This window comes from Pseudorhodobacter aquimaris (genome assembly GCF_001202025.1).
GTDB classification, from domain to species: domain Bacteria; phylum Pseudomonadota; class Alphaproteobacteria; order Rhodobacterales; family Rhodobacteraceae; genus Pseudorhodobacter; species Pseudorhodobacter aquimaris.
Window position 1 is genome coordinate 1 of record NZ_LGHS01000024.1, and the last position, 13,825, is coordinate 13,825.

Here is a 13,825-nt window from a genome sequence, read left to right on the forward strand (position 1 = left end):
CTTCTCATGCATGTGAACATGCACTGCCAGGTAACAGTATCCAAGGCTGCCCCTTCACGTTGCGCAGATGCAGAAAGCATAATCCAGATCCCCAAGTCTTCCGGGCTTCGGTCAGCCCAACAAGCAGATCGGCAATATGCTCATTCTCGTCGCTCAGCAGCGGGCTGTAACGATAGCAGGTCTCGCTGACACCAAAGGCGCGGCAAGCCAGCGCAATGCTGACTGCGCAGCGCGCCACAGCATTCACGGCCATCTCTCGGCGTTGAGATGGCCCGGTCACTTTTTTCCAAGGGCTTCCTTCAACAAATCAGCCTGCATGCTCAGGTCCGCATACATCCGCTTCAGCCGACGGTTCTCGTTCGGCGCGCTCTCGGACCAATGGCGTTTGCGCCTCACTCCATGGCCTTCATCTGGCTGATCATGGACGCGTCTGTACCCGGCAGGGTTTTGCAAAGCAAAAGCCCGAGAGGGCATGCCGCCATACTTCGCCCGCCATTTATAGAAGGACGCGTTGCTCATACCGTGCTCGCGGCACAGCTCTGCCACCGGCACGCCACCTTCGCCCTGGCGCAGGATCGAAAGGATCTGCGCCTCAGTGTATCTGCTTTTCTTCATTCAAAATCTCCTCAGACATCTTGCCGAGAAAATTCTACTTATGAACACCACTAATTTTAGGGGGGATTACCCCCAATTGGCGGACCAGTCCAGTGGGGGCATTTCAAAAGAGATCGGAACAAATCCATGACAAGACAAAAGTGAGAGACACAATATAGTGTAAATAAGTCTTACATTATGGTGTATCATTATTTGCTTTTTGTTAGACAATTCCTTGACTATGTTAGGTCACATAGAGATCCCCTCGCCAAAAGGAGCAGTTTTTTGTCTTCCATACCTGACATGATGGATGTTTCGATTTGGCGCGGTGATGGCACGTTTGGCCAATTTGAATCCTTTAAAGTACCGGCGCAAGAAAGTCAGACGATCCTTGATGTGGTTGCCTGGGTTCAGCAAAATCAAGACCCGACCTTGACCTATCGCTATGCCTGCCGCGTTGGCATGTGCGGGTCTTGTGCGATGATGGTGAACGGGGTGCCGCGCTGGACCTGCCGGACGCATGTTAAAAAAGTGCTGGTAAACAACAATTTAGAGGTTGGGCCGTTGCGCAACCTGCCGGTTATCAAAGACCTTGCGACTGATATGGATCCATTCTTTGACAAATGGGTCGCGGCTGAAGGCGTTCACCACCCGACCAAAACCCGCGATGCACCGATTGAGCCGATCTTGCCCACGAATGCGGGCCGGGTCGAGGCGAGTTCAGGGATCGAGTGTATCAATTGCTCAGTTTGCTATGCCGCCTGTGACACAGTGGCGAACAACCCCGACTATCTGGGGCCAGCCGCGTTACAGCGTGCCTGGACCGTCTACAACGATTCCAAGGATGCGAACAAGCAAGCGGTTCTTGATGCCGTGTCGGGGGTTGGCGGCTGTCACAACTGCCATTCGCAGGGCAGTTGCACCGTGCATTGCCCCAATGGGTTGAACCCTATGAACGCCATTGCGGGGCTGAAACGCGTCACCGCTATGTCCTTCTTTAAGAATGGGAAATAACCAATGCTCGATATAAGGCTTTATATGCTGCAGCGGATTTCAGCGCTGATCATGGCGCCGCTGACGCTTGGTCATATTGCGGTGATGATTTACGCGATCCAAGGCGGGCTGACCACAGCCGAGATTTTGGGCCGCACCCAAGGCAGCGTCTTGTGGTTTTCGTTCTATGGCACCTTTGTCATTGCGGCATCGGTGCATGCGGCCATTGGGCTGCGGGTGATCTTGTCCGAGATGGTGACGCTGCCCCGCTTTGCCCTTAGCGTCTTTACTTGGGGCAGCTGTTTGATCCTTTTGTTCATGGGGGCGCGCGCTGTTTCAGCCGTGACAATGCTATGATCCGTTCACATCGCACGCATACGCTTTGGCTTGCCTATATCCTGCACCGTGTGTCTGGCCTTGGCCTGGCGCTGTTTTTGCCGACGCATTTCTATGTGCTGTCGTTGGCGCTGACGCAGCCTGAACGGCTGGACGGGTTTTTGCACTTTGTAGAAATTCCCATTGTGAAGGTCGCCGAATTTGGACTGGTATTCTTGCTGGCCGTTCATTTCTTTGGCGGGCTTCGATTGATGGCGCTTGAATGGCTGCCGTGGTCAGCGAACCAGAAAACATTAGCGGCGGGTGCTGTTGCGGGGGCTTTCCTTATCTCAACCACTTTCTTTTTACGGGCGATATAATCATGCCATTGAAAAGCGATATTGATCGGCACGACACCGATATTTTGATCCTTGGCACCGGTGGCGCAGGCATGTTTGCCGCACTCCATGCCCAGCAAACTGCCCCTGCGGGGACTAAAATCACCATTGCGGTCAAAGGTTTGATTGGCAAGTGCGGTTGTACGCGGATGGTTCAGGGCGGCTATAACGTTGCCCTTGGCGGTGGCGACACGGTTGAGCGCCACTTTATGGATACGATCAACGGCGGCAAATGGCTTCCTAACCAGGATATGGCGTGGAAGCTGTGCGAACAGGCTGTGGTGCGCGTGCGAGAGCTGGAAAATGAAATCGGCTGTTTCTTTGATCGCAATACCGATGGGTCGCTGCACCAAAAGGCTTTTGCCGGACAAACCGCTGACCGCACTGTGCACAAGGGCGATTTGACCGGGATTGAAATTATCAACCGCTTGATGGAACAAGTCCTCAGCCGCCCGATTGAAAAACTGCAAGAGCATCGCGCGATTGGCCTGATCCCGATCAAGGATGGCTCGGCGCTGGCGGGGGTGTTGTTCATCGACATGCGCACAGGCAAGTTTCGCTTTGTGCGGGCGAAAACGGTGATGATGGGCACGGGCGGCGGTCCGACCATGTATAAATACCACACCCCTTCGGGCGACAAAACCATGGACGGTTTGGCGATGGCGCTGCGGGCAGGCCTGCCGCTGCGCGATATGGAAATGGTGCAGTTTCACCCCACAGGCTTGTTGGCGGGCGACCATACCAAGATGACCGGCACCGTGCTGGAGGAGGGCCTCCGCGGGGCAGGCGGTCAACTGCTGAACGGCGCGGAACAGCGGTTTATGTTTGACTACGACGCCCGCGGCGAACGGGCCACGCGCGATGTGGTCAGCCGCGGCATCTATGCCGAAATGCGCAAAAACAACACGTCGCAAAACGGCGGGGTGTTTATTTCTATGGCGCATCTTGGGCCGGACAATGTGCGCAAAAAGTTCAGCGGCATGGTTAAACGCTGCGCTGACAGCGGCTTTGACCTTGCGGGTGGATTGGTTGAGGTGGTGCCAACCGCGCATTATTTTATGGGCGGCGTGGTGGTTGACCCCGATACCCGCACTGCGATGGAAGGGCTTTATGTGGCCGGCGAAGATGCAGGCGGCGCGCATGGGTCGAACCGTCTGGGCGGGAATGGGGTGGCAAATTCCACCGTTTTTGGCGGCGTTGCGGGCGACATTATGGGCCTGGATGTGCGCAAGATGGGTACGCTGCGCGACCCGGATGAACATGTGCTAAGCGCCGAGATTGAGCGCGCACAGCGGCCTTTGACCCTGAAAGCCGGTAATGTGCAGACGCTGCGCACGGCCCTGCAAGAGGCGATGTGGGAAGATGTGGGCGTGATGCGCACCGAAACGGGCATGGAGCGCGGCATCAAACGCGTGGCCGAGATTAAGGCCGAGTTGCTGCAAACCGGCGTTTCGGGCGAGAACCTTGCCTTTAACCTGACGTGGCATGACTGGCTGAACATGGCCAGCCTGTGCGATGTCTCTGACGTGATCGCCAAGGCAGGCATTGCGCGCGAAAACTCTCGTGGGGCGCATTTCCGCGAAGATTTCCCCGAAAGCGGCTCGATGGAGAGTTCGTATTTCACCGTAGCAAGACAATTGGGCGACGAGGTTGAGGTGACGCGCGAGCCTGTACAATTCACGATCGTCCGCCCCGGTGAGACGATCCTTCCCGACCACGAGCCTGAAACATTGGTAGGAGCAAACTGATGATCTCAATCGATCTGATCCAAAAGACGGCTGAAACACTGATGGACAAAGCCGCCATCGAAATTCCGGATGATTATCTGGAAGGGTTGAAAGGCGCTGCGTCGGTCGAGGATGGCGATCTGTCGTCGTTTGTTTTGAAGGCGATGCTGGAAAACTACGAGGCCGCCAAGGAAGACCGCCGCGCGATGTGTGGCGATACCGGCACCCCGCGCTGGTATGTCAAAATGGGCAATGAGACCCAAATTGAAGGCGGCCCGATTGCGTTGGAAACGGCACTGCGACGCGCCACTTCGAACGCCACCAACGGCGTACCCCTACGCCCGAACCGCGTGCACCCTTTGTGGCGGACCGACCATAACAACAACGTCGGCATCGGCGCGCCCGAAATCGAATACGGATATGAGCCGGGCGGTGAATGGATCGATCTGATCACCGTTCATAAGGGCGGCTTGTTTGGCACAGATTACCGGATGCTGTTTCCGTCAGATGGTATTCAGGGCATCAAGCGGTTTTACCTCGATAGCCTTGTTGCCTTTGGCAAGCGCGGGCTTGCTTGCCAACCTGCGATCATCGGTATCGGGCTTGGCGGTTGCAAAGACACCTGTATGGTGCTGGGCAAACGTGCCGCCTGTCTGCGTACTGTTGGCGACCGTAACTCAGACCCGAAGATCGCGGAGCTTGAGTTGGAGCTCAAAGATCTGGGGAATTCCATCGGGATGGGTGCGATGGGGTTTGTGGGCAAATCCATGGTCATCGATACGCATATCGAAGTTGGCTACTGCCACACTGGCGGCATGCAGATGTCGGTGCATGCCTTTTGTCTTTCATCGCGCCGTGCTGTGGCACGCGTATTTGCCGACGGGCGTGTGGAATTTCGCACGGACCCCGATTGGTTCACTGATTATCAACGCAGGGAGACTGTCGAATGGGAACTGCCAAGCCAAGAGAAATCCGCTTAAGCACGACGCCAACACCAGAGGCTTTGGCAGCCCTGAAGCTCGGCGATGTCGTGTACCTGGATGGTCTGCTCTATACCGCCCGCGAAGGCGTTTACATGCGTGCGCTGGAAGGCAAGGCCAACATTCCGATGGAATTGCCGCGCGACAGTGCCACCAATTTCCATTGCTCACCTGCTGCCCGCATCAACGCCGATGGCAGCTTTGAGATGGGTGCTGTGACAGCGACTGCCTCTTTCCGCTTTGCCAAGTGGTTGCCAGAATGGTTCGCAAAAACCGGCACGAAACTGGTAATCGGCAAAGGCGGGATGACCAGCAAGGACTACAAGTCGTACTTTGTGCCCAATGGCGCCATTTACCTCAGCACCGTTGGATACGGCACCGGTGCATTGCTGGGTCGCGGCATCGAAAAGGTCGAAGCGGTGCATTGGAACGAAGAGCTTGGTCTTGCGCAGGCGATGTGGGTCATCAAATGCAACAAGATGGGGCCGTTTATCGTGGCATCAGATATGAACGGTGATTGTTTGTTTGAACGCGAAAACGCCAAGATCGCAAAAAACCTGGACCGGGTCTATGAGGGTACACGCCCCGCGACGCTCAAACGGTTTGGTGAAACAGACGACAAGAGCGAAGAGTTGATCTGATGAGTTTTAAATCTGGCCTAGCGGATGTTCGTGATATGCGCACCCTGTTTCCGGGCCTATTGTCTGCCATAACCGTGGCTTTTGCCGCGCGCTTTATATCGGATCATTACGGCGCGCCTGTTATGCTGATGGCGTTGCTGATCGGCATGGCCTTTGGGTTTTTGGCCGAGGATGGCAACAAATGCGTTGCAGGCATTGAGTTTGCCTCAAAAAAACTGTTGCGCATTGGTGTGGCCTTGCTTGGTCTTGGGATCACCGTGCAGCAAATCGCCTCAACTGGGCATGAGGTGTTGCTGATTACCTTGGGCGGTGTGGCGCTGACGATTGCGCTCGGTCTATTGCTGAGTCGCGTTCTGGGGCGGCGTAGCCGTTTTGGCCTGCTGACCGGCGGGGCTGTGGCGATTTGCGGGGCTTCGGCAGCGCTGGCGATTGCATCGGTGTTGCCAAAAAGCGAGACGCTGGAACGTGACACTGTGTTTACGGTGATTGCGGTTACGGCCCTTAGCACGCTTGCGATGATCATCTATCCACTGATTGCGAGCGCGCTGCATCTGTCCGAATTCGCAACCGGCGTGTTTTTCGGCGCGACCATTCATGATGTAGCACAGGTGGTAGGTGCCGGTTATTCGGTATCGGATACGGCGGGCGAGACCGCAACTTTTGTAAAGCTGCTGCGGGTTGTTCTGTTGGTGCCAATCGTCGTGTTTCTGTCGCTGATTTATTCGGGGCAACAGGCCAAGGGCGAAAAGCGCAAACTGCCCATCCCGATCTTTGTGTTTGGCTTTGCCGCACTGGTTTTGGCCGGATCCTATGACCTGATCCCTTTGGTGATCAAAGACTTCCTGCTTGGCACCTCGCGCTGGTTTTTGGTCATCGCGATTGCGGCGCTTGGTATGAAAACCTCGCTTAAAAAGCTGGGAGATGTGGGCGGCAGCGCGATTGTGTTGATTTGTGCCCTGACGGTTCTGCTGGCCGCTTTCGCTTTAACCATGATTATCCTTACTTTACCCTAACGAAAGGCTTGTCCGATGTTCGTTGATGAACGGATTTACACGCTGCACGCGGGGCAAGTCCCTGTTTTCTTGAAACTATACGAAGAAGAAGGCATGGAATGCCAAGTGCGCATTCTGGGCAAGATGGTCGGGTATTATTACACTGATATCGGCCCTCTTAACCAAATCGTGCATATGTGGGGCTATGACAGCCTTGATGACAGGTTTGAGCGGCGCAAGCTGTTGCAGGCGTCACCAGACTGGCAAAGCTATGCCAAGAAAATGCGGCCCTTGGTGGTGAGTGTGGAAAACAAGCTGTTGGTTCCGGCCCCGTTCTTTAAGGTTCCCTGAGCGGCCTCGGATCACTTGCAAAACGGCGGCGTTCATCGCCGCCGTTTTCATTTACAGCAACTCCTTACCCAGCAAAATCGTGCCGGATGCGAACATCATCACCACCAACAAGCGTCGGAACTGCGTGTCATTAAGATGCTTGAAAACATGGATGCCCACTTGCGCCGCCAGCAGGGTTATCGGCAGCGCAATGATTATGTCTTTGACAACCTCCCAAGTGTAGTTGCCACGGAATAGGAACACCAAAGCGCTGAGAAATAAAATGATGATGTTAAACGGTTGCAAAACCGCGCGGGTTTCGGATTTGGTCCATGTGCGCATCGAACACCACATCGTTGGCAGCGCTCCCGACAAAGACGTAGCCCCGCCAAGCACGCCGGACACAAAGCCAATCAAGCTGTCAATCAGCGGTGTGGGGCGGTCAAAGGCGGGAAGCGTGCGGCGTAAGGAAAAGAAGCCGCCGTACAGCACCATCATGCCGCCAACAGTCAGTTTGAGGATCTGCGGGTCAAGCGAGGATAGCGCCAAGACGCCAAGCGGCACCCCAAAGATGCCGGGGATCAGAAACCTTGCCAGCCGCTTTGGCTGATCAAAAATCGCGCGGCGGACCAGCCAAGCCCCCTGCAACCCGCTGAGAACCGACATGACCACAGCCATAGAAACCGCCGAAATGGGCGGCATGATTTGCAACCAAAAACCAAGCGCAAGAAGTGCTGTTCCAAATCCGGCAAGCCCATTGATAAAGCCACCAGCCGCCGCACCGACCAGAAGTATCGCATAGTATTCAAATGACATCCGATGTTCTCATCTGATTTACAGGGCTGGCAAAATGACCCCTTGCGACCGCATCAAGCATTGCATTCAGAACCTTGTCTATGACCCGGGTTTTCGCAGTGTTGCTTGGGCTGAGCAAACCAAGCTGTCGCACAGGGCCATTTTCCAACAGCAGTCTCCGTTCAAGCGGCGATGGGTTCATTTTTTGCTCGCAGCGCCGGGGGGCAATCGACACGCCCAAATTGCCAAGGACCATGTTTGACATCGCTTCAAGGCTTTCCAGTTCCGTTATGTTCGTCACAAGGAGTCCTTGCTCTTGCAGCCATGTTTCAATCACCTTGCCGACAACAGCATCGCGCGAAAACCGGATGAACGGGTTGTTTTTCAACAAATAAATAGGGTCGTCGCTGTCTAATTCCGGTGACGCGCGCAGTTGCAACGGCTCTGTTGCGATATGGTGCAAGGTTTGATTTTTCCGAGGTGTTGTCGGCTGTGAGATGATCGCAGCATCAAGCGAACCGCGCTCTATTCCACGCAGCAAATCATTGGTGAGACCGGGAATAATGCAGATGTGCAGGTTCGGAAACGCCACTTTCAACGAAGACACTGCAAGCGGAACGAGGCCCACCAATGTTGTCGGGACGGCCCTCAAAAGCAGCACACCGGTCAACCCATCGTCACCGATAACCGCGTCTACAATGCCCTCATAGTCACATACAATGGCACGCGCGCGCTCAACAAATGCGCGGCCGATCGGGGTAAGCTCAGGGGGGCGCTTGGTTCTGTCGAACAGTTCGATGTTCAACAACTCCTCCAGTGTATTTATCTGCAGGCTGGCGGCGGCATGGGTCACAAAAACCGCACTAGCAGCCTTACTAAAAGTGCCATTTTCGGCAACAGCGATAACAGCTTTGAGCATTCTGATGGACAATCAAATGCAACCTTTGTGTAATTTAGACTTATGTTCATTATTAAAAAGACTTACTTAATATAGTTTATCTTACCATTAGGGTTTGTCAATACCACGGGCCGCTAAATACAAAATGGCCCCAAGAAAAGCGATCAAAGCGAAACAAGGGTGAGACTTTTATACTTGAGAGATCCATGCTGGCAGTGGTTGCAACTGTTGGACTGTCAGGGACTGCGGCGCTTGCTGAATACCCTGATCGTCCTTTCAACATGATTATCCCATTCGGGCCCGGTGGTGCCGCCGATATTGCGGCACGCGCGATTTCTGGACCGCTGGGTGCCGAGGTCGGAGGGCCGTTGGTGCTGGCAAACGCTGTCGGCGCGGGTGGTGCCACAGGGTCGGTCGCCGCTAAAAACGCCAAAGGTGATGGCTATACAATGCTGTTCACCCGCGTTGGATCGCATTCGGTCAACCCGGCGATGAACGGCAACTTGCCCGATACGCTTGATGATTTTTGCTTCGCGACAGTCTTTGATGTCAACCCCGTTGCTTGCGCTGTTGCGCCAAGTTCAGGCATCAAGACAATGAACGAATTGTTTGCCACGGCTAAAACTGGTACAGCCGCCTACAGTTCGGTTGGCGTTGGCTCGTATTTGCACCTGTCTGCAGTTATGGTTATGGACCGGCTTGGTGTTGAAGGCCGAGGCAGGACAGTCACTCATATTCCGCAAAAAAGGTGGCGGTGAGGCTGCCATGAACCTGTTCCAAAGCATTCTTGCAGGACAGTCTCTTGTTGCAAATTCTGAGAGTTTTCTTGCCCTGTTCATCGGTGTCGTCGTTGGCACGGTCGCAAAGGCCATTCCGGGCATGTCCGCCACCACGGCAGTTGCCCTGACATTGCCGTTTACCTTTGCCGTGCCGCCAGTCGCCGTTATTTTGCTGCTGATCGGTGTTTATAAAGGTGGAATATTCGGAAGCTCAATTCCAGCAATTTTGATCAAGACAGCTGGCATCCCTGCCTCTTCGGCCACGATCCTCGACGGCTATCCACTGGCCGAAAGAGGCGAGGCGGGCAGAACCCTGCGCATGGCCCTTTGGGCGTTTTGCTCGGCTGATATGATTTCAAACCTGTCGTTGACCCTGTTCGCAGGCTGGCTTGCGTCTTTTGCGCTAATCTTGTTTTCGCTGACCATCATCGCCGGTGTATCGGGCGAAAGCCTGCTACGGGGCGCATTGGCCGTGATGCTTGGTCTATTGCTCGCAACCATCGGGCCTGACCTGATTTACGGCACCAACCGCTTTACCTTTGGTCGTGCCAATTTGATGGGAGGGTTGAACTTTATTGCGGTGTTGATCGGCCTCCTTGTCAGCTCAGCTTTCCTGCTGGTAGTTGGGTCGATTGCGATTAAGGTCTTGCGTTATGTTGCTGATATTCCGCGCGGCATTTTGTTTCCTGCGGTGATGGTACTTTGTATCTTTGGTGTGTTCGCCGTGAACAACAACCTGTTTGCCGTGGGCGTGATGTTTGAGATGGGATGGGTAGGGTATGTCATGAACCGCCTCAAAATCCCCACTGCTCCGCTCTTTATGCCTTTATCCTTGGACCGCTGTTGGAGGATAATTTCCGTCAGTCCGTGCTGATGTCTGGCAGTTCGCCCGAAATCATGTTCCGTGGGCTGATCACTTGGTTTTTCTGGGGGGCAGCGGTAGATGCCGATCTGCAAATGGATGCCATCTCTGGCGTATTGATCTCAAAACCGGTGTCTAAAATCACAGCGCTCAAGATCGGCGCAACCAGCGACAAGTCGTCCGAAGTGGGGCCATCGGTCACAGCTCAGCACCTCGCCAAAGTGCGCGACTATATCGATACGGGTGGGGCCGAAGGCGCAAAGGTTGTCGACGGCGGGCGGCGCTTTAAACAAGACTAGCAGGGTTTTGAAAACGGTTATTTCATCGGAGGAACCCTTTTGAATAATGTGATCACGGACATCACAGTCTGGAAAGAGGTTTTTGGCCCGGTTTTGTCAATCGTCCGGCGCAGCAGCTATCAAAAGGCCGTCGATCTGGTCCACAGCCACCCTTTTGCCAATTGTACAGCGATTTTTACCAGTGACGGCGACACTGCCCGCAACTTTTCGCAAGATATCGACGCGGGCATGGTGGGCATTAACGTCCCCATTCCTGTGCCGATGGCCTATCACAGTTTTGGTGATTGGAAATCGTCGATCTTTGGCGGCCATCATATGCATGGGATGGAGGGCGTGCGGTCCTATACCCGCATCAAGACCACAACGGCGCGCTGGCCTGCAGGTCAACGCAGCGATGCAGAGTGCAGCATGCCTATCGCGTAAGCATTCCAGCAGGTTCCCGCGGCCAAAGTCAAACGGCGTGTTTTGGCGCAACTCCCCATCGCGACAGCGAACATCGACTGGAGCAAGTCCTGATGATGTGGCGCCGTCTGCGGGCCAAAATACCTGATCCGCAGCATTGCGGCCCGCGTTGCACCATGGCCGCCTTCCGGTGCCACCTTGGCAAGGGCGCGGAACTGCGTTGCAAGCCTTGGCGCAACAGGTTGCACCGCGCCGAAATCAAGCTGCACGATGCGTCCAGTTTTGCGATCATACCGATAATTTGTGAGGTTAGAGGCCGTCGGCATCGTCCCAAAGACAAAAAACTCGCGCAGCACAAGGCCCGGTAAACGCAACAACCTAACCATATTATCCACATCACTGTTGATGCTGGCGCGTACAGCGGGGTATTGCACGTTTATCGCAAGGTCATGGCCATTATGCGTTACGGCACGGTGGACCTGCCCGATGGACGCTGCAGCAAAGAGGCGCACGTCAAACCTGGCCAAGCGTTTTTGCCAGCCCGGCCCCCATTCAGCATTCAGCACGGTTTGCAACTGTTTCGGCGGCATGTGGTGGGTGTCAGTAGAATTTGTGTGATTTTGGGCCGCCTGCCTTGTGCCAAAGAGCGCAAGCCACCCGCCGCGACGCCGCCCTCGATACCCGAGGCGATACCCCCCTAAACCGCAAAAGCCGCACGACCCGGCTTGTTGGAACCGCAGCACCCTTGACGTTTCCGTTTTGCGGCAAGGCCCACTCTGATCTCAGTCAGAAACATCTGCGGGTTGCTTACGCAACCGGCGCAAATGCCATCGGTAAATGAGGGGCGCCAATATATAGTCGTAAACTGCCGAAGCGATGTGCCTGATGCCGGGCAGGCCGACGATCTGAGCCAGCCAGCGATACCTTGGCATTTGTGCCCAAAGCACCAAAAATGCAGGTAAACCCGAGGTCAGCCTGCCATCATGCAGCACATAAAGCCGCCGCGCGGCCGTGTCAGGATCAAGCCCCCACTGCTCCCCCGCTTCCGAGTTCAGATCATCGAACCGGATAGGCAATCCATTGCTATGCGCATATTGCGCGTAATGCCTGATCTCGAAGTTACAGACCGGGCAGTTTGCATTGTACAGGACGGAAGTTGATGCGTTATTTTTCATAAACTAAAGCTAGGCTGTGGCGAAGACAGTTCAACACCTAGCTTTTAGCACTGGTATTAGCAGAGCCGGGGCTCGTCGGCAGTGGTCGCGTGGCGTTTGCTTCGCATGTCGGGCCTTCCAAAGTTGCGCGGGGAATGACCACTGTCATTTCTTTTTGCAGGGCGATCCAACGCCCTGAACCGAGCTTGCGTAAGACAGCTGCCGCTACTCTGCGGATATACTCAAGTAACCTTTTGCTTTGGTGCGCGGCATAGGTGTTTGGTCTTGGTGCCGAGGCTAGGCGTGGCGGTTTGGATCGATCACATTAACGCGCGCCGAGATGTGGCGACCGGATGAGCTGTTCTTATGCCCATTATAATCAAAAAAGACTATGTTCGCCCTGCGGATGCTGTGCTTTTGAAGCCTATTCGTCATTGGCGTTGTGCTGACTGACATTTCTCTTGTGGAGCCCGATAAGGCTTGCACTATGTCAAAGATGAAGATGTTTCATTACATCAGTGCCGTAGTGCGTCAATAGGGTCCATCCGTGCCGCCGCACGCGCAGGAAAGTAGCCAAAAACCACACCGACAAGTGCCGAAAAAGCAAAGGCGAGCGCAATGACCGCAAGGTCTGGGCTGAACGGGATGTTCAGCGCATAGCCGCCAACAGCGGCTAGCAACAGCCCCAAGCCGATTTCTAACACCCCGCCCAAAGCCGAGAGCACTATCGCCTCAACTAGGAACTACATCAACACCTGACCCGCTTGTGTGTTAATTGTCACTGAGAACTGACCCACCTGTTCGTTATGATCTGCTGATTATGATGGCGTCAATGCTGTTGCCTCCTTTCGCTTTTTCTTTGCTGTTTCGGAGCTTGCCTTGAAGCGGTAGCTGTCATTGCCGGTCTCGAGGATATGGCAGCGATGGGTGAGACGATCGAGCAGTGCTGTGGTCATTTTGGTATCGCCAAAGACGCTGGCCCATTCACTGAAGCTCAGGTTGGTGGTGATGATGACGCTGGTGCGTTCATACAGTTTGCTCAGAAGATGGAAGAGCAGCGCGCCGCCAGAGGCGCTGAACGGCAGATATCCCAGCTCATCCAGTATCACCAAGTCAGTTTTGACCAATGCCTCAGCGATCTTTCCGGCCTTACCCAGTGCCTTTTCCTGCTCCAGCGCATTGACCAGTTCAACCGTCGAGAAGAAGCGCACACGCTTGCGGTGATGCTCAATGGCCTGAATGCCGAGGGCGGTTGCAACATGCGACTTTCCTGTTCCCGGGCCTCCGACAGCACCACATTCTCGGCAGCGTCCATGAACTCACAACGCTGGAGGTGGCGGACCAAGGCTTCACGGATCTCGCTGGCAGCGATGTCAAAGCCAGAGAGGTCTTTATAAGCCGGAAAGCGCGCCGCCTTCATGTGATAGGCGATAGAGCGCACCTCGCGTTCGGCCATTTCCGCTTTGAGCATCTGCGACAGGATCGGCGTCGTGCCAGAGGCACGCTTTCAGCGTGACGCGGCTTCAAATGCGGGCGACCCTTGCTCATGCAGATCCTGCACAGCCTGCGCCATGCGTCGTGCTGCAAGCACGCCTTCGGCGTGACGCATCTTCAGGCTGCGCAGCATGATGACGATGGCAGCTCCAGCGGGATCATGACGCCTCGC

The 13,825-nt window shown here is 55.0% G+C and carries 17 protein-coding genes and 2 pseudogenes; 11 read left to right on the forward strand and 8 right to left on the reverse strand.

The window, feature by feature from the left end; genetic code table 11:
• Positions 1 to 4: 4 nt before the first annotated feature.
• Together AKU94_RS20795 and AKU94_RS20800 are read right to left on the reverse strand one after the other, a co-directional pair.
• A complete protein-coding gene (locus AKU94_RS20795; RefSeq protein WP_050525960.1) occupies positions 5 to 253 on the reverse strand; it encodes a hypothetical protein in 249 nt (82 codons plus the stop codon).
• 23 nt (positions 254 to 276) lie between these two features.
• Positions 277 to 615, reverse strand: coding sequence for a transposase (locus AKU94_RS20800; RefSeq protein WP_050525961.1), 339 nt, complete (start codon positions 613 to 615; stop codon positions 277 to 279).
• Between the two features lie 282 nt (positions 616 to 897).
• Here AKU94_RS20800 and AKU94_RS03520 point away from each other — a divergent pair, with 282 nt between their 5' ends.
• Genes AKU94_RS03520 through AKU94_RS03555 form a run of 8 tightly spaced genes read left to right on the forward strand, consistent with a single transcriptional unit; the run spans position 898 to position 6,991 of the window.
• A complete protein-coding gene (locus AKU94_RS03520; RefSeq protein WP_050525962.1) occupies positions 898 to 1,608 on the forward strand; it encodes a succinate dehydrogenase/fumarate reductase iron-sulfur subunit in 711 nt (236 codons plus the stop codon).
• Between the two features lie 3 nt (positions 1,609 to 1,611).
• Positions 1,612 to 1,944: a succinate dehydrogenase gene (locus AKU94_RS03525; RefSeq protein ID WP_050525963.1), complete on the forward strand. Its 333-nt coding sequence runs from the start codon at positions 1,612 to 1,614 to the stop codon at positions 1,942 to 1,944.
• Entirely contained in the window at positions 1,941 to 2,282 is a 342-nt protein-coding gene (sdhC, locus tag AKU94_RS03530; protein ID WP_050525964.1) for a succinate dehydrogenase, cytochrome b556 subunit, read from the forward strand. Before AKU94_RS03525 ends, sdhC begins: the two co-directional genes overlap by 4 nt.
• A gap of 2 nt (positions 2,283 to 2,284) precedes the next feature.
• Complete coding sequence (locus AKU94_RS03535; RefSeq protein WP_050525965.1) at positions 2,285 to 4,048, forward strand: L-aspartate oxidase; 1,764 nt, start codon at positions 2,285 to 2,287, stop codon at positions 4,046 to 4,048.
• On the forward strand, positions 4,048 to 5,007 hold the full coding sequence (locus AKU94_RS03540; RefSeq protein ID WP_050525966.1) for a fumarate hydratase: 960 nt from the start codon (positions 4,048 to 4,050) through the stop codon (positions 5,005 to 5,007). The genes AKU94_RS03535 and AKU94_RS03540 overlap by 1 nt, the downstream gene beginning before the upstream one ends.
• Positions 4,974 to 5,648, forward strand: a complete 675-nt coding sequence (locus AKU94_RS03545) for a fumarate hydratase C-terminal domain-containing protein (RefSeq protein ID WP_050525967.1) — start codon at positions 4,974 to 4,976, stop codon at positions 5,646 to 5,648. Before AKU94_RS03540 ends, AKU94_RS03545 begins: the two co-directional genes overlap by 34 nt.
• A complete protein-coding gene (locus AKU94_RS03550) occupies positions 5,648 to 6,661 on the forward strand; it encodes a YeiH family protein (protein WP_050525968.1) in 1,014 nt (337 codons plus the stop codon). Before AKU94_RS03545 ends, AKU94_RS03550 begins: the two co-directional genes overlap by 1 nt.
• Before the next feature lie 15 nt (positions 6,662 to 6,676).
• Positions 6,677 to 6,991, forward strand: a complete 315-nt coding sequence (locus tag AKU94_RS03555) for an NIPSNAP family protein (protein WP_050525969.1) — start codon at positions 6,677 to 6,679, stop codon at positions 6,989 to 6,991.
• A 51-nt stretch (positions 6,992 to 7,042) separates the two neighbouring features.
• Here AKU94_RS03555 and AKU94_RS03560 read toward each other — a convergent pair whose 3' ends face one another.
• Both AKU94_RS03560 and AKU94_RS03565 read right to left on the reverse strand, forming a co-directional pair.
• Positions 7,043 to 7,786 carry a sulfite exporter TauE/SafE family protein gene (locus AKU94_RS03560; protein WP_050525970.1) on the reverse strand — a complete coding sequence of 248 codons (744 nt, stop codon included), beginning with the start codon at positions 7,784 to 7,786 and terminating at the stop codon, positions 7,043 to 7,045.
• On the reverse strand, positions 7,776 to 8,696 hold the full coding sequence (locus tag AKU94_RS03565) for a LysR family transcriptional regulator (RefSeq protein ID WP_050525971.1): 921 nt from the start codon (positions 8,694 to 8,696) through the stop codon (positions 7,776 to 7,778). Before AKU94_RS03565 ends, AKU94_RS03560 begins: the two co-directional genes overlap by 11 nt.
• Positions 8,697 to 9,034: 338 nt before the next feature.
• Between AKU94_RS03565 and AKU94_RS03570 the strand changes: the two genes are divergently transcribed.
• From AKU94_RS03570 to AKU94_RS20195, 3 genes and pseudogenes are all read left to right on the forward strand, one after another.
• Positions 9,035 to 9,421 carry a Bug family tripartite tricarboxylate transporter substrate binding protein gene (locus tag AKU94_RS03570; RefSeq protein ID WP_232295671.1) on the forward strand — a complete coding sequence of 129 codons (387 nt, stop codon included), beginning with the start codon at positions 9,035 to 9,037 and terminating at the stop codon, positions 9,419 to 9,421.
• Complete coding sequence (locus AKU94_RS03575; RefSeq protein WP_232295670.1) at positions 9,366 to 10,316, forward strand: tripartite tricarboxylate transporter permease; 951 nt, start codon at positions 9,366 to 9,368, stop codon at positions 10,314 to 10,316. Before AKU94_RS03570 ends, AKU94_RS03575 begins: the two co-directional genes overlap by 56 nt.
• 83 nt (positions 10,317 to 10,399) lie before the next feature.
• A pseudogene (locus tag AKU94_RS20195) lies at positions 10,400 to 11,026 on the forward strand (aldehyde dehydrogenase family protein).
• Here the strand turns inward: AKU94_RS20195 and AKU94_RS18950 are convergent.
• From AKU94_RS18950 to istB, 4 genes and pseudogenes are all read right to left on the reverse strand, one after another.
• On the reverse strand, positions 10,987 to 11,595 hold the full coding sequence (locus AKU94_RS18950) for an AarF/UbiB family protein (protein WP_050525976.1): 609 nt from the start codon (positions 11,593 to 11,595) through the stop codon (positions 10,987 to 10,989). The pseudogene AKU94_RS20195 and the gene AKU94_RS18950 sit on opposite strands and share 40 nt — an antisense overlap.
• A 192-nt stretch (positions 11,596 to 11,787) precedes the next feature.
• Positions 11,788 to 12,180: a thiol-disulfide oxidoreductase DCC family protein gene (locus AKU94_RS03595; protein ID WP_050525977.1), complete on the reverse strand. Its 393-nt coding sequence runs from the start codon at positions 12,178 to 12,180 to the stop codon at positions 11,788 to 11,790.
• A 494-nt stretch (positions 12,181 to 12,674) separates the two neighbouring features.
• Entirely contained in the window at positions 12,675 to 12,884 is a 210-nt protein-coding gene (locus AKU94_RS19510; protein ID WP_157056391.1) for an ABC transporter permease, read from the reverse strand.
• 93 nt (positions 12,885 to 12,977) lie between these two features.
• A pseudogene (gene istB, locus AKU94_RS03600) lies at positions 12,978 to 13,786 on the reverse strand (IS21-like element helper ATPase IstB).
• Between the last annotated feature and the right edge of the window lie 39 nt (positions 13,787 to 13,825).